Here is an 18334-nt window from a genome sequence, read left to right as displayed (position 1 = left end):
CCGAAGGAGTCTTAGATTTATTAGCCACGTTTAGCGTCTCGGACGTTCGCGTTTAACTTTGTCGTTCATTGCAGCTATCAAGTTGCGGTGCTTAGAAAGCTCTGTAGCGAACCAAGCTTTATCTGTCACGTTACCGTTGATAGTCATTGGTGCAGATATGGTCACTGAATCACTGTTACCGTTCTTAGCATTAGCAAGATACTCAGTTAGATCTTGGTTAGCTTTCGGCTGTACAACACGTTCCCCTGCACGTAAAAGAAACGACTTGTTGTTCATGCTTTCAGGTACTGAGTCTGTGCCGCCGTGATACTGACCAGTAGCTAGCCCACCGATTGTCGTACCTGCGATGATACCCGCAGATGCATAACCCATAGCTCGAATTGCTTGTTGTGAAGCTAGAGCTTGCGGTAATGTCATGTTCTCTGTGTAAGCAAGTGCTTTAGCAGCGGCAAGTTCTGTTGCGACAATAGTGTTCGCGATAGCAATGCCTTGGTTGGCAACGAATGCTACTTTTGCAAGTGTTTCGTTCTCTTTCGAGATATTGCCAAGCTTGCTCGTAATGTCAGACATACCAGACAAAAACGTGTTCATGTTGTTCAAGTCATTCATTGTCTGTTGACGACTAATCAATGACATCGAATCAGCATGTCTTTGCTGCTCTTGTTCCATCAACTGATTGATACGAGCACGTTCTGAATATTCCCATTGCTTGGTCATAGACAGTTCGTTTTGAAGTAACTCAGAGTTCTGTTTGAACTTCTCCAGTTCAATTTGCTCTGGCGTCATCGTGCTTTTTCGTTGCTCTGCAATCTGCTTCGCTACTTCATTTAGACGCTTATTACGCTCTTCTAAGCGTTGTTGCTCTTGCTTTACTAACTCTGCTGCTTGCTGTTCTCTAAATCGCTTCTGAGCTGCTGCTGCTTTCTTTTGTTCACGTTGCGTTGCGGCAAGCTGCTTTTGACGCTCAACTTCTGCCTTTGCTGCATCTTTAACTGCTTTGGCATCTGCTTTCTGCTTGTCGATCTTGTCGTATAACGTATTGATATACTGGACAAGTCGCTCGCGCTGTTTTGGCAAGATATTAGAACCAGCTTCAGACAATGCATTTTCTATCGCTTGTTGACGTGCTGATTTATCTTGAATCTCTGAACGCAAGCGATACGAATCAATCATGTCTTCGATTGCGTGGTGCTTTCGGTTGATCGAATCTATATCGTCATCATTTGCAGCAATCGAACGTCTTAGTACTTTGTTGTAACTATCATGACGTTTTTCTGCTTCTTTTAAGTCTTGTTCGTAGACGCTCATTGCAGCACGAGCTTGTTCATACTGCTTTTGGTCTTCTTTAGACAAACGACCAGTTTGCTGTACGCGACGGTCAATCGTTTCCTTTACAGCTTTCTGTTTCGTGATTTGATCGTTCAGTGATTTGATCGTTGCTTTATCTTGCTTCTGTAAGTATTCAACTTGAACAGCATTCAGATACTGAGCTTCGTCAGCCATTTCGCGTAGCTTTTCAATGACAGATTTACTTGAACGAACAAGCGATTCGTTGCTTGCGTCTAAGTCTGTACCTGCTTTGGCAGCCATACCCATTGCAGACGCGATAGCAAGACCTGCGCCAGCAAGCGCACCCATTGGGCCAAGTAGCGATAAGATTTGTGGACCCTGTTGAGCTAAGATAATCAGATTGTCAGTACCCATTTGAGCCTGAACTGCAATATCTTGAATCTGATAACCCATTCCCTGAGCAGCCGATTTAATACGCTTTTGCATCGTATTGAATTCTTTGCTCATTTTGCCCGTTTGTTTTTTAGTCTCTTCTTGGGCTGCGACTAGCTTTCGGATATAGTCAATATTGTTCGCCGTCAGGCGAACGTTAACTTGACTTAATTGTTGCGACATTGGTTACTCCCTTAGTAACTTGTTCAACTCCCTGACCACGTACAAGTCGGGAAACTCGTTTGCTTGCTCAATGTCGATTTCTTCACGAATTTTCTGTCGGATGTTTTCTAACGCTTTAACGCGAACTTTATCAGGCATCATGACGGTCTGATTTACTAACTGACGTGCTTTGAATACCCGTTCATCTTCTAAGAAGTCAGGTACACCGTTCTGCAAATAAGGGAACATTTCATGTGGCTGTAAACCTTTCTTGTAGACTTGATGCGACAATAGAGACGCAATTGTCCCTAGCTGATGTGCTTGTCGGTCATCAGTAAATGGGTGCCATGCGTTCAGTGCTTTGAACTCGGCAAGTACTTCGAAAGGCAGTTGTTCAATGTATTCGAGACTCCATCCTGTAGCTATTGCCAGTTGGAGCATGAATTTGTAGTCTGGTTGTTCGATTAAGCGTCTTGCGGCTTTTTTTCATTACCGTTGAAGATTGCATCAACGACTTTGCTAACCAAACTAATAGGCAATTCTTCTACTTCGTCTAGCTCTTCAATTGTGAAAATCGGTGAACCGTCTTCTTCACAAGCGCATAGTGCAAAAACAGCACTGTTCATTTGTTCTGATTTACAGCTTTGAGCAATCGCAAGTTGCGGTGCAGTCATGTGTTTGTAGTAGTACTTTTCACCGTCGATTTCGACTGTGTGAATGTGATCTTTGAGTTTTAGTAAACGTTCTTTAATGCTCATCTTTTATCCCTCTTTAAAGAGCAGCCCAACGCAAAGAGAGAAACGAAGGGCTGCATATTCTGTGAAATTATTTAGTGGTTAATTAAGCGTTATCAGTCCAATCACCTAGAGCACCGTCTACTGAGAGACTGAAAGTGATAGTTGTTACTGAGTCGAAATCACCAGAAGCTGATTTACTCGCAACTTGACCTTTGAATGTGTAGAAAGAACCCGCCGTACCTGCTTCATCCGCAAGAACTTCAACTTTGAATGTCTGAATACGACCTGATTTGTACTCTGCAAGTAGGTATTGATGAGTCGCGTCTGCTGGGTTGAAGTTAACAACTAGTTCTGCTGCACCTGTTGATGCTGAACCTGCTAGTTTGCGTTGATACGTTTGTCCGTATTGCGGTACGTCGATAATGTTTCGTTCATCGGATGGGTGACTAAACGATTGCACGTTCGAGATCTCAGTTTCTGTATTACCAGAATCAAGATCTTCGTAATAAACCTTGGTGAAGTTACCAAGAGAAATGTCAGTTAAACCTGCCATGTTATTGTTCCTTGTGTTTCATGGTGATAGTTAGCGTTTTCATGTAGACCATCATGTCGGGGTCAAAACCGTCTTGGCAGTCTTCTACCAACACAAGAGCGAAGTCTGAGTCGCTATGCTGGTCTAACTTATTTAGAAGTGCTTGTGCCGCTGCATGGCACTGTGCATATTCTTCGTGCGCTACAAACACCGTGAATGAATGTGTTGAGATCGATGTAACTCGAAGTCGCGAATCTATATCTCTACTCAAAGCGTCTTGAGCGAATGCGTAAGCAGGGTAACTAGCATGTCGAGGGATATAGACGGGATAAGCACTGCCACCTGTCGTTGTATCAAGCAGTGCTTTGAATTTGTCGTGTACTAATGTCAAAGCCATTTCTTGCCTTTGCCGCCTCGTGTGTTGATGTAGTTTGTTCGTGCACCACGCAACGATTTGTATGTCGTTTTCGCGTACATTCCGATGTAGAAGTTCATTCTCTTCGCCCAGATGTTGACGACTCGATTTGCTGAAGTACCTAAGCCACGATGCATGAATGCCATTGCTTTTCTCGGTGCTTTCCTATGAACAGTGTGTAAGTTTCGATATGGTTCTCGACTCATTCGCCCGTACTTCTGCGACGGCACACCCACCTCGTTTATGAACGGGTAGCGCAATGACTTACCGCGCCATGTTTTCGATCTGTTTGCTTGGTCGAACTTCGGTGAAAGTGTTGTCTCGATCATGTATTGATTTCGACTACTCTTATTTACCTTCCCTGATTTACCTACTTTTGGTTCATGGTTGTAATAACCACGAGTCGCTGTTAGATATCGCTTGGTATTGCCTGTTCTTCCACGAGGTGCGAATGAGCGGGATGCTCTAACAACTGGCTTGAAAGCTTCAGTACCCGCTCTCATGAATGCATCTTTCATCCACTTTTTGCCACGAGTATCGTGATCTGCCATTCCTTTGAGTGCTTCGTTCAAATGGTCGAAGTTGATTGGTATTGCATTTACTTCAATACCGCTGTTAGTCATTGCCATTAACGACCTACCTTGACTTTCTTCGCTGTGATGATCATCGTGCGCTTCATGAAGTCAGGGTCTATTGCTGATTGAATCTCGTACTCTTCACCCTCGAACACGATATACATCGTGTCTCGACGACCTTTGATCTGTCGGTTGTATCTGCAAAAGAAAACAACGCTTTCGACGTTTCGACGAAGCAGAGTTCCATCGACGACTTCTTTTTCGTGTTCAACATCAGCTTGAAACTGACCTACTTTGACTCTTGAATTAGTTGGCGCACCGTATTTGTCTTGTGCTTCTACAATGTCGTAAAGCTCGACTCTGTGCCTTAAACGCCCTGCTCTCATACGCTATCCCTCAAGTAACCAGTTTGGATAACTCGGTACTGCTCAAGTAAACAGTTCGTAGCAAGCGGGACTTCTTTTAGATTGATTGCGGTTGTAGCTTCGCGATTCTCGTACCAGTGACCAATTAGCATTAATGCTGCAAGTTTAATGTCATGGTACAAAGGGATATCACCCGTCGAACCGTCCCAGCGCACTTTCTGATTCAAGAAAGTATCGATGTACGACTGCGCCGCTTTTAATAGCATTTCTAGATAACGGTCTTCGTAGGTATCTTCGATTTCGATTCGGCACTGAAGCTTGATCTCTGAAAGTTCAATCATTACTCCGCCTTAGCTTTGCGCGTTCTCTTCTTCGGTGTTTTAGTTTCGAGTGCTACTGGTTCTGGCTTAGTTTCAAGTACTGGCGCAGAAGCAAAGTAATTCGGGTATTTGCTTAGAACGCGAACATCTTCCACTTCATCACCGACATCAAAAGAACCAAACTCACACGCGAACGATAAATTGCATTTCATGTAGTGCTCCTTAAAACAAAAACGCCCCTCCCGATGGAGAGGCATTCAGTTAGTTAACGTGTGATTAAGCCGCTGATTCTAGTTGACCGTAGATCACGCCTTCTTTACGAGTAACCATCAGACCTACACGTTGATTAGCACGTACAGTTGTGATGTTTGATTGGAAGTCAGTACCATCTGATTTGCTTGATTCGATAGTCATACTGTTGCGCGCAACTACAGATACGTAGCGAGTATCTACAAGCATGAATGAACCTTGAGCGATACCAGTTGACTTAACGATTGGTAGACCCCAGATACGAGCACCGTTTGCATCACGTACAGAAGCTGCAACAAAATGGCCATCAGTACCTTTCGCTAGATCGAAAGCTGCTGCGTCGAGTGGGTGCATGATTAGTACTTGTGGGTTGTACTTACCAGCTTCAGCTTGTGCCATTGCTTTACGGATAGATTCGATTGAGCTATCACCCGCTTCAGGCGTGAACACGATATGGTTATCAGTGTGAGTCAGACCTTTAACTTGACCAGCAGTACCAGTACCGCTAACGATTTGGTCTTGAATCTTCTCAGCAACTTGTTCTGGTAGACGAGTGTTGATTAAAGAAACAACAAGTGCGTTGTCTTCTTGCATCGGACCAGAAAGTTTAGTGAAGTGACCAACTTCTTGAATATCAAGAGTCTGTTCGTCAAGCGTGTAATCAGTTTCTTTGAACGCTGCTAGTTCATCTGCACGAACGTCTGCGTTGCCACCGTCAAGTACTTCACGGAAATAACGTAGTGAGTGAGAATTTGCTGCTAGTGTTGGTAGCGCGTCAAGAATGCTTAGGTCTTGACGTGGTGCAGCTACAACACCCGGCAAACGTTGGTCCCAAGTAAGTGCAGAAGCGTTAGTTGCAGCTTTTACTTCAATACGTGAACGAGTTGCTTTACCTTCGCGAATAGCTTTGAATTCGTCTGATTCTACGAACTGTTCACCGATTGATTTAGCTTCAGCAATTGCGCCGTGTAGATCACCCGCAGATGTTTTAGCTTCGATATCACGAAGACGTGATTTCAGTTCTGCAACTTCTTCTCCTACTGGCGCGACAGTTGCTTCGATTTCAGATTTAGTCGCCATTTGACCAATAGCGTCTAGGATTTCTTTAGACATAGTTTTCCCTTGTATCTTGAATTAAATTTGGATATGATTTAATAATTGTCAGAGTTGCATCCACAGCATCACACAGGGAAAAATACGCAGGTCTGACTACCTGCTTCAGATTTGTTTCTTGCTTGTATTTAGAGACGGAAAATCAGCGCCTATGAGGCAAGACGCTGTTTAAGGCAAGGCGATGTTTCAACAGAAGTGCTGTAAGAATTTCGGTTTCTTCTGCTGATTTTTGCTCTTCAGCCGCGTTTTTACGCTCGATCTCTGCTTGTTCATCGTTTGCAGCAAGAATCACGTTCTTAGCTTGAGCTACGAATGATTTAGCAACTTCACGTGAACAATTGAACTCAGCACGGCAAAACGCTTCTAGAGACTTCAGCGAATCCACTTCTTGCAGTGCGTCTTTCACGCTTAACAAGTCGATTTTTGCTTTGCGGTCTGCTGCGAATGACACAACCGAAACTTCCCCCAAGTAAGTCACGTTCGTAATCACTCGACCACCTTCTTCTTTCACTGCGTAATCTTCTTTCGATAGCGAATAACCGATAGATAGACCTTTGATAGTGCCGTGACCGATAGCTGCTTTTAAGTCTTCTGCAACTGAGTGCCCTTTTGTTAGCTCACACTCGATAAGCAAGCCGTAATCGTCTTCTTTCATTTCAACGATTTTGCCGACTGGCATTTCATTGTGCTTGTGACCAAACATCAAAAGCGGCATTTCTGCTGTACCTGCTTTTACTGCTTCGATAACGCCAGCATAAGCACCGCGCTTGATCGTATCGTTGTACGCATCTTTCCCATCCCATACAGATGCATAACCTTTAAAACGGTAGCCATCTTTGCCAGTTGTCTGCATCTTGACTTCTGACAAGGCTAATTCTTTAATTTCCATTTGATTCCTCAGATTGATTTGAAGTTGAGCCGTCAGAAGCGACCATTTGCATTTGCTGACGAAGCTTGTCTGCTTCAGGGTCGTCTTTACGTGGCATATTCAGCTTTTCACGCGCTTCGTTCTGCGTAAGTACGCCGTTCTGAACCGATTCGTTGACTGACTTTGATAACGTCGGAAAGTCATACATTGCGCCAGTCTCGAACTCGACTGTGTACTTCTTGCGCTCTTCACGAGTCATGACATCGAACTGAATTGCATTGACGATTTTGGTCATCAGTGATTTCAAGTCTGTTTTTACCCATGAACGGTAAACGTCTTCGATTTTGTCTGTACGCGCTGCGCTGTTTTCACCCATGTTCAGTAGTGCTAATGGCACACCGAATACACGTGCAACTTCTTCAGACTGAAACTTGCGAGAAGCAAGCGTGTTCATGTCTTCGGGCGTTAGCTGTATCTGTTGATATTTAAACCCGCCTTCAAGCAGCAAAATGCCGTGGTTGCCTACATCACCGTTTGAACTAATGCGCGGTAAGATGTTCTGCTCTAGCGATTTACGCTGTGCTTCTGGAATAACGCCGTCGCGATACAACACACCACCAGGTTTTCCACCTGAGCGATAGAAATCACCCGTAAATTGGTCTTGTGCAGTCGCTGTACCAAGCGAAGAACGATGATAAGCAAGCGGAGAAAGCCCTGTCAGACCGTTACCCATTCCTTTGATATGTAAAACGTCTTTAAACTTATGTGTACGCTCTTCAAACGAACCATCAGCTTCATAAGTTTCCAAGTAAGTGATGTTGCCGAACTTATCTAAATTCGGTGACGTTCTTTGACTCGGCATTACCCACAACGCAACTGGTTCGCCGACTGAGTTACGCGCAATTCGCGCGTAGAAGTTACCGTGTAACATCAAGTTCAGAATCATCGTTTCTCTGAACTCTTGTCCCGTCATATGTGGGTTTGGTTTATTCTGAATTAAGTCCCACAAGTCGTTTTTAACTTGGGACTTGATACCGTTCTTTGTCTCGTAGACATTAAGCGGCATCGCACCAATAGCTTTCGCAGTCAAATCAATACAGCGATAGACAACGGCAAGTTGCAATGCCGTGTCTTCGTTAATATCTTTTGGCGACGGAAGGTATTGGTCTGGGTAGTTAACTTGACCACCACCTTGCACAGAAGTAGATTTACCCCCGAACATATTGGTAGCCCAACGGAAAAATCCCATGCTGACCTCTAAATTACGATTGGATTGTTAATGAAGTCGTTGATATCGCCGTCGTCGTTCAGCAAGGCACGATTAAGCCCCATTAGCATTGCTACTGGTGCATCGATTTTTGCTTCTGCGGTTGGTTTAGCTGGGTAGCAAGATTTAGCATCGGGATACTTCAGAACAACGTTACCCATCATCCAGTTGAACGCACTGTTTCGTGGGTTACGTAAGCGTCTAGAAACAATAAGGGCTTCAGCACGAACCATCGCTGGTGTAAACGTCTTCGTTGACTGCGAAACAGTCATGACATTAAAACCTTCACGATACAATTTGACTTGCGTACCAGTTGAACCCTGCGGGTCAAATACAACTTCTCTTATCGAATATTTAGTAGCGAGATTTTGAACGGTTTGAACGATTGTCTCTTCGTCCATTACATTACCGTCAGTCAATATGATGTCGCCTTTCTCAACAAACTTGGCAAGTAACGATTGGTATGTTGATGAACCTTTGTGAATTGATTCTTCTGGCAACAACATGTGCGGTCTAATGTCGTAAGTACCATCACCAATATCGAATACAGCTACGATTGCGGTAAAGTCGGTTTCACGTGCTAAGTCGATGCCAACGTAACAAGGGTAATGAATCAGTTCTTCGTCTGGTAATGACTTAGGTGCAGCTTTCCACACGTCCATATCAAGCCACGATTGTCCAGAACTAACCCACATGTTTAAGTGCTTAGTCTTGAACTGAACGAGTGCGCTTGCTTGCTGCTTCGCACGAGTAGCTAAGTCTCTAAGGTCATCGATTGACTTTGAAATACCGAGTGCTGGATTTGCTTTGTACCAAGTTGCTTCGTCGAATACGTCATCACCGTCGTCTATGCCATACATCAATGCAAAGAACGAATCGTTTTCTGTATCGCCACGTAGTAGCGGTTCAAGATATTCTTTCTCTAATGAATAACAGAAACCGTTTAGATTGAATCCCGCAGTAGTGATCGATACTAGTAGTGGTTCTCGACGAGCACCCATTGATGTTTCCATGACACCGTAGATGTCTTCTGTATCAAGTAAGTGAAGCTCATCGATGATCGCTGCTTGCGTGTTCAAACCATCAAGAACGTTCGTATCAGACGACAATGGTTTGTAAAAGCTGTTGTCATTGCGTTGCTCAATGATTGATTTGTTCGATGTAAAAAACTGCTTCAGAATCGGCGACTTGTTGATCATTTCTGCCGCATCACGCCAACAAATTCGAGCCATGTCGCGAGTACGTGCCGCTGAATAAACTTCAGCACCCGAATCACGCATCATTTCGTTAAGCGCAATACCTGCTGCCATAGTCGATTTAGCTGATTTACGCGGTACAGAAAGGTGTGCCTTTCGGAATCGACGCGTCCAACCTTTAGTGCGCTTTAGCTCGAAACCATAGATATTGACGATGATGAAGCTATGAAACGGCATTAAGTGAATGCGTTTACCTGACCACTCACCTTTTACATGCGGCAATGAGCTGAAGAACGCGAGTGCTTCAAGTGCCTTCTGCTTGTCAAAGCGAATATAATCGGGTTGTTCTTCACAACGCTGAAGATCAGCTTTGAATCGCTTCATTGCGTTAATGACGTTCTTACAAGCGGGAATTTCGCCCGTTAGAATCTGTTCTGCATAGTCGAAAGCGTCTGTATACGCTTGCTCTGCAATTTCTCTTAGTATGATGTTCATCGCGATCACCTAAGAGAGTAAGAATTGAGTTACTTTTTCGTCTTTCGGCGCATCTAGTTGATTAGCTTCTGCTTCTAGCTTCTTCGCTTCTGCTGCCAGTTTCTTGCGACGTTCTTTACCAAGTGCAGTCTTGCCCTGCTCTACTTCGATCATTCGAATTTCTTGGTTAATTTCTAGAAAGACTTTCCAAGCGGGGTTTTGTTTTGGAACAGTTTCGCCTTGTGTAGACGTTGTACTGTACACAACTCCTTCTTCAGAAAGTTGTGCGTATAACTCTTCGAGCATACCGTACAGAATGTTAAGGCGAGTCTGGGGAGATTTAGTTATCTTCGCCATGATTACTCTCTTATTAAAAGAAAGTATTTAGATCAAAACGAAAAAAGCCCCGTAATGGGGCTATTGGCAATAAGGTGTGATTGCAAGAATGATAAAAACAATATGCCGATGGCAGTGATGCTTAATTGATAGGCCTAAAAAAAGACGCTTATGCGTCTTTCGTTTTCATAGATATGACTCTATTTGTTTTAGCTTATCTGATATGACAAGTCTCGATTTGATCCGTATCGCTTCTACTACATCACACTCAGACCAGTCGTTGCTAATTGCTACGATTTCATGATCAATAACGATAAGACTACTGACAACAGAAACACAGCCTTCCCACCAACCGTGAAATAACTTTAAGCCTGTTTCAACCGTTTCAGCACGACACACTTCATTGACTTCAAGTAATGACTTCAAGCGATCTATTTGTATCCCAGACACAACCCAACCTTAATTATAATTTTGTATTTTGCACAAACAATATATCAGAATTGTCTAACATAATGCAGTGCTCATACTGACATATCCCACACTAATGTCAGTACACTGAAAAAAATAATTCTGAAAATGTCATTTTTTCGCGAGGAAAGGGCACAGCGAGTGCTCAGAGGGATCGTCTCACCTGAAACGACCCCCGTCGGTTGCGTTACATTGTCACTAAGTATAAGTGCCTGATTTTGTGGACATTCGGTGAATGCTACCCTTGACGGGCTTCTTTCTGGTCTTTCACTGTCTTTATTGCATGACACGCGCTGCACAGACATCTGATGTTATCAGCGTCCCAGAACTGCTCATTAGGTTCGGTCATGTTGATCACCGCAATGATGTGGTCGAACTCGTTGCCAGCTACAACTCTACCTTGTTCGAGACATGCTTGGCATAGACTCTTATCACGTTGCCTCACGTGCTCCCTGAGTGCTCGCCAGCGTGCAGTGCTGTAGGGATTGTAACCGAATTTATCGCGTACTCTCTTCGCGTTAGCTGCAAAACTGTTAGCTACTCTTTCGGTATGCAGGTGCTGGTGGTCATCACAGTAGCCATTGGCAACTCTGTACTTACTACAGCCAGGTGCACAACATGGTTGCTTCTTTTCTAATCTTGCCATAGCTGTTCCCTTTCATAGTCTGTCACGTGCTCAAGTACAACGTCCGGTTGATATAGCAGCCACTCTTCTCCGTCGCTGTAGATGCTCTCTGCCTGTTTCGTGTCGTACTCATATACAACTGCATTACCTACGACGTTGTGACGCACTGACAACGCTCTCAAGTGCTCACAGAATGCAGTCAGGGAATGTGTATCTGGGATGTGTAGCTTCAGCACTTCGATCATACGTCTGTGCCTCGCTGCGCTCGGTGGGATTCGATGGTAAACAGATAGGTATCGATATTTGTGGGATCAATCGACTGCTCAAACTCTGCCGCGATAAGCTGCAATCTGATATCGATTAATTTGTCTCTCAAACGCTCTGTAGACGGGTTTTCGAAGTCTAGCCCGTGTTTGTTCGTGTATGATGCTTTCAAGCGGAGAATGAAGCTCTCAAGCTCTTCTAGTGTGTTAAACCTCATATAGCTATCTCTTTGTTAGTAATATGAGTATTTATCGCTGTAAGTATCGCAGAAACGACAAAACCGCCATAAGGCGGTCATGTGTGTTGTTAGTTTTGATTAATCTTGCCAGATTGTAGTGCTGACTGTACGCACTTCTGAGAGTGTCAATCTGTACTCTGGCAACGGATAGTGTTCTTGCATCTGCCTGTACACTTCTTCTCTGTTCTCATAAGGCACTTCGATTCTGAAGTAATGACGGTACAAAGGCTTCTCACCTGTCCAGTCTTTACCTGATGCTTTGGCGACGTTGATTTCGTATCTCATAATACCACCCATTTTTCTAGAATCATGGAATTGTTAGGCGTGAAAGCAAGCTGAAGCATAAGTGCTGCCGTCAATGCAGTACTCAACTGCCGTTAGACCTTTCTCACCTTCTAGATTTTTGTAGATGCAAACACCTTCGTCTGTTTCTGAGTCGTGAACTTCCCAACCGTAAACTGAACCATTCGAGATAGTGATTTTGCCGTCGTAGTCTAGATCTGTAGCTGCTTCGATTAGATGCATGATTTCAGTTGCAAGCTCTTCAGCGACTTCACGCGCCATTGATTGTGATACGTTGTTCATTGTCGCGTTAGCTTCTGCCATAACTGCTTCTAGTGCTGTATTGCAGCGTGACAGATCAACTTCATCTTCGTAAGCGTTGAATTCGTTACCAGATACGATTTCCCAAGCTTCGTGATAGTAGATCACATCGTATGTATCCCATTGGTTATCTTGAGCAACTCGCAAGATTTCGTTTGTGATATCGTCGTGGTCTAAGTCTGTAGTCAATTCGATCACATCGATAGCGTTAGACATGTTAACTTTGATAGTGTTGTAAACTGAGTCCACTGTGATGTTCATAATGTTCTCGCTTTCAAGTTGTTTAAATCGTTGTTCGTTTCGATGAGTTAAGAACAGGCTCCATGACCGAAGCCAATCAACCGATTTATCTACGATAACCGCATGTTTTACGATTCATTTGCTAATTCCATCACTTTTTGTAATGTTTTCTTGAAAGCATCTAGACGCTGCCACATTTCTTCGCCGTGTTCGTCTGTTGCTGAGATATACCAATCTTTGTACTTGCCACGACGATCAAACGTGATGTTAGTCATTCCCATGTATTTCATTGCATCTTTTTCAATCTGTTGGCGAGCTTCTTCACCTCGTTGCGCAGATGCGGTTGATTTGATCGCATTACTTACTACGGTAAGATTGCTTACACGTGATCTACGTTTCGGCGTAGTTGCTTCGATTAGTTTCTGGTGTGTTTCGATGTAAAACGATTTGTAAGCGTTCAAACGCGCTTCAGTAGTACTCATAGCTTCGATCTCGTTAATCGCGCTCTTAATAGCTTCTGGTAAGGTTTCTGTCGCTTCGTTTTCTTGCTTCAGAGTTTCGACGACTTGATCAAGCTGTTTCAACTCTTCTGGCGTTGGTGGGTTATCAATATAGTCTTGCTCATCGGCATTTCGTTGCTCTAATTGTTTCGCTTTTTGATGTGCTTCTGGCTCAACCATGAAATACGCAGTAGTCGGTGAATCTAGTAGATCGATGACTTGTTCAAAGTCGTTGTATTCTCTCGGCGAGTATTCAAGACCAAAGTCACCGTATGACTCACGAATCGTAATTGGCGTGCCTAGTTCAAATAGTTCTCTCGCTCTCGATTCTGTCACGTTGTCGAAAGCTGTCTGTCTTTCGATCATTGCCATTTGTTCTTCGGTTAGTTCTGGTGACTCACACAAGCGCAATTTTGTATCTGTGTTTTCTTCTTCGTTGCTCAGAAGCTCGATCAAATCGTCGTATGTACCTACAAAGTCATTTTCAATAGCAAGCGTTTTGATGTCGTTTGCATTGTGTTCGATGTTGCGTAGTTCTTCTTTTAACGTCTGTTTTGCCTCTTTCATTGTGTCGCAAGATACTTCGGCAACGTGTACTGAAGCGTCGCTGTTTTCTTCAAGCATCACCGTAGCAGTCAGAACTACTTCATCCGCTTCTAGCCGACCGTAGATGTCAAAGCCTAGAAATTGACCGAAAGTTGCGCCAGATTCTTTAATTTCTTTCATAGTTACGTTTTTCATAATGTGCTCACTTTGTTGAGTTAATGAAAGCGTGTTTCGCTTCGATGTAATGAACTTTAATAGCCAATACCGAATATGAGCAACCGAAAATGTACGAATATCGTAGCAATATGAATTAAATGTGATCTTGATCGCTAATTAAAAAACGGTGAAAAAATGGTTAAAAATAGCTTCAACCATTGCTGTGCCTATGCTGAAGTGATATCGAGAAGTAAAAAATAAGTACTTTTTACCTATTTTACCGTCAAACCTTATTTTTAAACATATAGATAAGAGTACAGCGAGAAAAACAAAAACGCCCTGAGCCTTTGATATATCTAGCTTAAATACGGTTTACCCTACTCTTCTCTCTCTTTCCTAAAAAGTTCTAAAAACGCACGCCAAATTTTCAGATCTGCCGTACGATCTTTTAAAAAAAATTTTTGACCCACTTTTCAAAACCATTTTCAGAAAAATCTCTAAAATTCAATGACTCGGCATTGCCACGAATATACATAGAATGGGATTTTCCCTTGTGCTAACATGTCTAGATCAACATTACGGAGATGACATTAATGTTAAATGCCAGCAAGTACGCCAAATCTGTAGGGGTAAGTACTCTTAAAGAAGTTGCAGAAAAAAGCGGTATACCTGTCACAACATTGCACGAATGGGCAGCAATGAAGTCTAAAGTAGGTGCGGAAGGACGCAGATTTGCGTTTGAGGCAGTTTGTGAAAAAGTTGCTCGTGATTCACGAGTAGAAGATGCATCATCACTAGCTCTAGAAGAATATATTGATCAACGTATCCAAGCTGCAATGAAAAAGGCTACCGACAAGTAGCCTACAGAAATTATGTTATTTTCCAAGAGTCGTAGTATAGCTTGGCTAACTGCGCTTTTGTGTATTTTGTAAGATCCATTTCTGGATAGATGTCTTCAAGAAGTTCGATCATATCTGCTTTAGATAATCGCTTGAACTTCTTCGTCATGTCGTTTGGGTGACTTGGGTAGATCGGATTATCTGAATAGTCAGTACTCAAGTACTTTACTATTTGAGTTAACCACTTCGGCAAGCTCATGTTGATAATGCGAGACCACCTCTCGATCACCCCAAGAACTCGATTGCACCGAGGACACAAAGCCGATCTGCAATATCCCGTTAAATGATCATGGTCTAGATGACTATCTTCCCCAGTAACTTCTGTCTGACATAACTTACATTTGTGGTTCTGCTTGCGAACGAGTTCATGCCTAAACTCGTTACGCTCGGATGTCTTTAATACTCTCATACGATTTCCGTTAGTTGATGAGAGTATTTAGTCCCAGAACAAATAAATAAGTACTTCTTTTACAAGAAGAGATCTTATCATGTACAAATGCCAGCACTTTTCAGTCAAAGAACTCGTATCTCGCGAGACTTATCAACGACACGGCGAACAAGCTATCTATATGCTCGATGACCGTCTTCTACGCACGCTAGACGCACTCAGAAAACGTTTAGGGCCATGTACTATCAACAATTGGTCTTGGGGCGGTTCGTTCAATCAAAGCGGTTTACGCGACGTTTCTTTCTATGGTTCAGTGCCGAAGTTCGAAGCTAGTCGTTCACAGCACAAATACGGTCGAGCTGCTGACTGTAAGTTCAGAGACTATTCAGCAAGCGAAGTTCGAAAATACGTTTTAGAGAACCCAGACGCATTCCCATTTATCACTTTCTTAGAAGTCGGGATCGGATGGTTTCACTTCGATGTCCGTAACGGTGATAACATTGTTTGTTGGTCGCCAGATGATGGCTACGTGAGTAATGAAGAAGTGATTCGTCGGAATCTATAGACCTGAATAGCCCCAAATGTACGGGGCTAGATAAGATTACTGGGCTATCTAACACCGTGGTTTTTGACACCTTCTCCCAAATATCTCAACGCATCGTTCGAGGCATCTATAGATTCAGCAGCTTTATTACTACGAGTTTCAATTTCACGTGTTTCAGCTTCTATACGACGTTTTGTCTGTTTGAGAGCCCATTGCTCTAACTGCTCTTGTTCAGCAAGCTCTATAGCTTTCGAACGCTTTCTCTCTTCTTCTTGAGCAATGATCGCTTCATCTACCTCGAAACTAATGTGTTGAGCGTCATCATCCATTATTAAATGTCCAACATCTGTAGCAATACCGTCAGAATTCGTTATTGTAATTTCAGACCCACAGACCCCCATTGCAGCTATTTTACCATACTCATAAACTACACATTTCATACCAGAAGTCTTTTCGTCAAGTGAGAACACATATAGTTTATCGTGTACCTTTGCACTAACGGTTTTCTTAGTCGGTGCAATGTAAACTGGTTCATTCAACCCGCTTACCCACTGCACGGTCGCATTAGACTGGAACTTTGTTTGTTGTTGCGGCGCTGCGCAGCCCACTAATAACATGACAAACAAATATGACATATACCTCACAATATACCCCTTATCAAAAAGGGGAAATTATAGATATTACAAAGTCATTGTTCTATTTGAGACATCGCTTTATAGCTCAATTTTGGCGATTTTATCATTACAAAATGTAAGCTTAATGATACGACGCATACTCTATCGTCAAAGATAAAAACTTATAAGCAACTATGTTTTATTTGGGGTTAAGTAACCAAATTAATCGAGTGATTAACTACATTGGTTACGATGCATTACTCTCTCCACATTTTTAGATACTGAACACATTAGAACCTTGCTCTAAAGATTCACCGAGTTAATATAGGCATCATATGCATACAGACAAATAGTACATTTTATGAACGCCCTCACTACTCCAAATCAAGCATTTGCAAATTGCGCGTACAAAGAAGTCCGAGAAAAACAAGCAGAAGCCTTTACTAATTATCTAAATTCAAGACCTGGTACTTGTGGTTATGTAGCCAATCTAAATGGCGCATGGGGTACTGGTAAGACGTTTTTTGTCGATAACTGGTGTACAAAGCTCAGTGAACAAGGCTACGTTTCGGTCAAAATAGACGCTTGGGAGTCTGACTACCTAAATGACCCATTAGCAATTGTTACAGCAGAAATACTAACCCAGCTTAAAAAGCGTAGTGGAATGGTAGATTTTGCAGAGAAAGAAAAGCAAATTTTCAGTGCTGGATGGAAGCTAGCGAAAAACTTTTTGCCAGTATTAACTATGGCACTAGGTAAACACTATCTCGGTAAAGATTACGAGTCTCTACTGAAAGAGATAGGCGTATCGGTGAAAGGTACTATTGATGACAACTCTGCCCCTGCCCCAGATTTTGGTGATTTCGGAAAAGAGATGTTCGCAACGCATGAAAAACACAAAGAGTTTGTTCAAACGTTCAAGTCTAATCTGGGTGACTTAGTGAAAGATGCTTGCAAGATATCAGGTAAGCCTAAAGTTTATGTATTCATCGATGAGCTTGACCGATGTAGACCGACATATGCGATTGAAATGCTCGAAGTAGTGAAACATCTGTTTGATATACCTAATATGGTATTCGTGTTGTCTACTGATACCACCCAGTTAGAGTGTTCTATCAAAGCAGTATATGGTGAGCAATTTGACTCTGAAGAGTATCTAAGTAGGTTTTTTCAACGACGATTATCGCTATCTGAGCCTGACTACCTATCTTTCGTGAGAGCATATGACATGTTTTCTCAAGTCCCTTTTGAGAATCTAAAAGTGTACCCAATGATATGTAAGGAATCCGCTCAAGAGGTCTTTGCTTTTTTCTGCGCAGCTCACGACGTTTCATTTAGAAGAGCTGAACAAATCAGTGCTCGTGTTGAGGCTGCCTTATTGAATCTTGATGAAACAGTTATCGTCTCGATTTTCGAGGTTATGTCAAACATTTTTGGTTATGAGCTCTTTCCGAAGGAGACTTATGAGCTCCAAGATATCTATACCCCCGTCTCTGGAGACGTAAATCCAAATCGACGCATCAAACCAAAACATTTGGGAGATGGAATTGGTAGTTACTCATATGAAATAATCAAAGCTTACGAAGACCTTTGGTACCCAATTCGCTTAATATCTTCGGAAGATGCCGAACTGAGGAAAGGATTCAAAGACGATTGCGTAAAAAAGCTGACGCTTCTGAACGATAGAGCCGATAGATTTGAGCATGATATGTGGTTTGGTAACTTAGTGAGTAGACACGTCGGCACCTATGGTTCTTTTTTTCAAACTCATTTTGAATTCATCGAAACAGTTTGTGATGGACAATTTAGTTCCATATCTTCCGATGAATTAAGCGAATACCTACACCTTTTCGACTCTTTTTCATAACAAGCGTAGCTGTGTTAGTAATGAGAAGGTTTCGTCGGAATCTATAGATAA

25 protein-coding genes and 1 pseudogene are annotated in these 18334 nt (G+C 42.8%); 3 read left to right on the top strand and 23 right to left on the bottom strand.

Features of this window, described 5'->3' with window-relative positions; all coding sequences use genetic code 11:
- Window positions 1-30: 30 nt before the first annotated feature.
- The 20 genes from BIW15_RS11330 to BIW15_RS11230 form a co-directional block, all read right to left on the bottom strand.
- On the bottom strand, window positions 31-1905 hold the full coding sequence (locus BIW15_RS11330; protein WP_077281045.1) for a hypothetical protein: 1875 nt from the start codon (window positions 1903-1905) through the stop codon (window positions 31-33).
- Window positions 1906-1908: 3 nt separating this feature from the next.
- A complete protein-coding gene (locus BIW15_RS11325) occupies window positions 1909-2325 on the bottom strand; it encodes a hypothetical protein (RefSeq protein ID WP_077281044.1) in 417 nt (138 codons plus the stop codon).
- Between the two features lie 23 nt (window positions 2326-2348).
- Window positions 2349-2642: a hypothetical protein gene (locus tag BIW15_RS11320; protein ID WP_077281043.1), complete on the bottom strand. Its 294-nt coding sequence runs from the start codon at window positions 2640-2642 to the stop codon at window positions 2349-2351.
- A gap of 82 nt (window positions 2643-2724) precedes the next feature.
- Window positions 2725-3174, bottom strand: a complete 450-nt coding sequence (locus tag BIW15_RS11315; protein ID WP_077281042.1) for a hypothetical protein — start codon at window positions 3172-3174, stop codon at window positions 2725-2727.
- A 1-nt stretch (window position 3175) separates the two neighbouring features.
- Window positions 3176-3544: a hypothetical protein gene (locus BIW15_RS11310; protein WP_140289639.1), complete on the bottom strand. Its 369-nt coding sequence runs from the start codon at window positions 3542-3544 to the stop codon at window positions 3176-3178.
- Complete coding sequence (locus BIW15_RS11305; RefSeq protein WP_077281040.1) at window positions 3541-4197, bottom strand: hypothetical protein; 657 nt, start codon at window positions 4195-4197, stop codon at window positions 3541-3543. The genes BIW15_RS11310 and BIW15_RS11305 overlap by 4 nt, the downstream gene beginning before the upstream one ends.
- Entirely contained in the window at window positions 4197-4529 is a 333-nt protein-coding gene (locus tag BIW15_RS11300; RefSeq protein WP_077281039.1) for a head-tail adaptor protein, read from the bottom strand. Before BIW15_RS11300 ends, BIW15_RS11305 begins: the two co-directional genes overlap by 1 nt.
- Window positions 4526-4849 (bottom strand): head-tail connector protein, encoded by a 324-nt coding sequence (locus tag BIW15_RS11295; protein ID WP_077281038.1) that lies wholly within the window; start codon window positions 4847-4849, stop codon window positions 4526-4528. The genes BIW15_RS11300 and BIW15_RS11295 overlap by 4 nt, the downstream gene beginning before the upstream one ends.
- On the bottom strand, window positions 4849-5040 hold the full coding sequence (locus tag BIW15_RS11290; RefSeq protein WP_077281037.1) for a hypothetical protein: 192 nt from the start codon (window positions 5038-5040) through the stop codon (window positions 4849-4851). The genes BIW15_RS11295 and BIW15_RS11290 overlap by 1 nt, the downstream gene beginning before the upstream one ends.
- A gap of 64 nt (window positions 5041-5104) precedes the next feature.
- Window positions 5105-6190 carry a phage major capsid protein gene (locus BIW15_RS11285; protein WP_077281036.1) on the bottom strand — a complete coding sequence of 362 codons (1086 nt, stop codon included), beginning with the start codon at window positions 6188-6190 and terminating at the stop codon, window positions 5105-5107.
- A 142-nt stretch (window positions 6191-6332) separates the two neighbouring features.
- Window positions 6333-7079, bottom strand: a complete 747-nt coding sequence (locus tag BIW15_RS11280) for an HK97 family phage prohead protease (RefSeq protein WP_077281035.1) — start codon at window positions 7077-7079, stop codon at window positions 6333-6335.
- On the bottom strand, window positions 7069-8307 hold the full coding sequence (locus BIW15_RS11275; RefSeq protein ID WP_077281034.1) for a phage portal protein: 1239 nt from the start codon (window positions 8305-8307) through the stop codon (window positions 7069-7071). The genes BIW15_RS11280 and BIW15_RS11275 overlap by 11 nt, the downstream gene beginning before the upstream one ends.
- 8 nt (window positions 8308-8315) lie before the next feature.
- Window positions 8316-10016, bottom strand: a complete 1701-nt coding sequence (locus BIW15_RS11270; RefSeq protein WP_077281033.1) for a terminase large subunit — start codon at window positions 10014-10016, stop codon at window positions 8316-8318.
- Window positions 10017-10025: 9 nt separating this feature from the next.
- The gene (locus tag BIW15_RS11265; protein WP_077281032.1) at window positions 10026-10352 is read right to left on the bottom strand and encodes a P27 family phage terminase small subunit; all 327 of its coding nucleotides are present in this window, start codon (window positions 10350-10352) and stop codon (window positions 10026-10028) included.
- Between the two features lie 685 nt (window positions 10353-11037).
- Window positions 11038-11445 carry an HNH endonuclease gene (locus tag BIW15_RS25475; protein WP_077281030.1) on the bottom strand — a complete coding sequence of 136 codons (408 nt, stop codon included), beginning with the start codon at window positions 11443-11445 and terminating at the stop codon, window positions 11038-11040.
- Window positions 11433-11669 (bottom strand): hypothetical protein, encoded by a 237-nt coding sequence (locus BIW15_RS11250; protein WP_077281029.1) that lies wholly within the window; start codon window positions 11667-11669, stop codon window positions 11433-11435. The genes BIW15_RS25475 and BIW15_RS11250 overlap by 13 nt, the downstream gene beginning before the upstream one ends.
- Window positions 11666-11905: a hypothetical protein gene (locus BIW15_RS11245; RefSeq protein ID WP_077281028.1), complete on the bottom strand. Its 240-nt coding sequence runs from the start codon at window positions 11903-11905 to the stop codon at window positions 11666-11668. The genes BIW15_RS11250 and BIW15_RS11245 overlap by 4 nt, the downstream gene beginning before the upstream one ends.
- A 99-nt stretch (window positions 11906-12004) precedes the next feature.
- Window positions 12005-12211: a hypothetical protein gene (locus tag BIW15_RS11240; protein ID WP_140289651.1), complete on the bottom strand. Its 207-nt coding sequence runs from the start codon at window positions 12209-12211 to the stop codon at window positions 12005-12007.
- Between the two features lie 33 nt (window positions 12212-12244).
- Window positions 12245-12790 carry a hypothetical protein gene (locus BIW15_RS11235; protein ID WP_077281026.1) on the bottom strand — a complete coding sequence of 182 codons (546 nt, stop codon included), beginning with the start codon at window positions 12788-12790 and terminating at the stop codon, window positions 12245-12247.
- A 107-nt stretch (window positions 12791-12897) separates the two neighbouring features.
- Complete coding sequence (locus tag BIW15_RS11230; protein WP_077281025.1) at window positions 12898-14010, bottom strand: hypothetical protein; 1113 nt, start codon at window positions 14008-14010, stop codon at window positions 12898-12900.
- 554 nt (window positions 14011-14564) lie between these two features.
- Between BIW15_RS11230 and BIW15_RS11225 the strand changes: the two genes are divergently transcribed.
- On the top strand, window positions 14565-14831 hold the full coding sequence (locus tag BIW15_RS11225) for a hypothetical protein (protein ID WP_077281024.1): 267 nt from the start codon (window positions 14565-14567) through the stop codon (window positions 14829-14831).
- Window positions 14832-14841: 10 nt separating this feature from the next.
- Here BIW15_RS11225 and BIW15_RS25325 read toward each other — a convergent pair whose 3' ends face one another.
- Window positions 14842-15030, bottom strand: coding sequence for a hypothetical protein (locus tag BIW15_RS25325; RefSeq protein WP_256856988.1), 189 nt, complete (start codon window positions 15028-15030; stop codon window positions 14842-14844).
- 6 nt (window positions 15031-15036) lie between these two features.
- Window positions 15037-15279 (bottom strand): annotated as a pseudogene (locus BIW15_RS25470) (endonuclease domain-containing protein); the annotation flags it as partial.
- Between the two features lie 79 nt (window positions 15280-15358).
- On the opposite strand from BIW15_RS25470, the gene BIW15_RS11215 reads away from it, so the two are divergent.
- A complete protein-coding gene (locus tag BIW15_RS11215) occupies window positions 15359-15823 on the top strand; it encodes a hypothetical protein (RefSeq protein ID WP_077281022.1) in 465 nt (154 codons plus the stop codon).
- Window positions 15824-15867: 44 nt separating this feature from the next.
- On the opposite strand, the gene BIW15_RS11210 is transcribed toward BIW15_RS11215, so the two are convergent.
- Window positions 15868-16437, bottom strand: coding sequence for a hypothetical protein (locus BIW15_RS11210; RefSeq protein ID WP_077281021.1), 570 nt, complete (start codon window positions 16435-16437; stop codon window positions 15868-15870).
- Window positions 16438-16777: 340 nt separating this feature from the next.
- On the opposite strand from BIW15_RS11210, the gene BIW15_RS11205 reads away from it, so the two are divergent.
- A complete protein-coding gene (locus BIW15_RS11205; protein ID WP_077281020.1) occupies window positions 16778-18283 on the top strand; it encodes a P-loop NTPase fold protein in 1506 nt (501 codons plus the stop codon).
- The last annotated feature ends 51 nt before the right edge of the window (window positions 18284-18334 follow it).

This window comes from Vibrio sp. SALL6, assembly GCF_002002385.1.
GTDB lineage: Bacteria > Pseudomonadota > Gammaproteobacteria > Enterobacterales > Vibrionaceae > Vibrio > Vibrio parahaemolyticus.
Note: the sequence above shows the minus strand (reverse complement) of the source record. Positions and strands in the feature narration are given on the sequence as shown.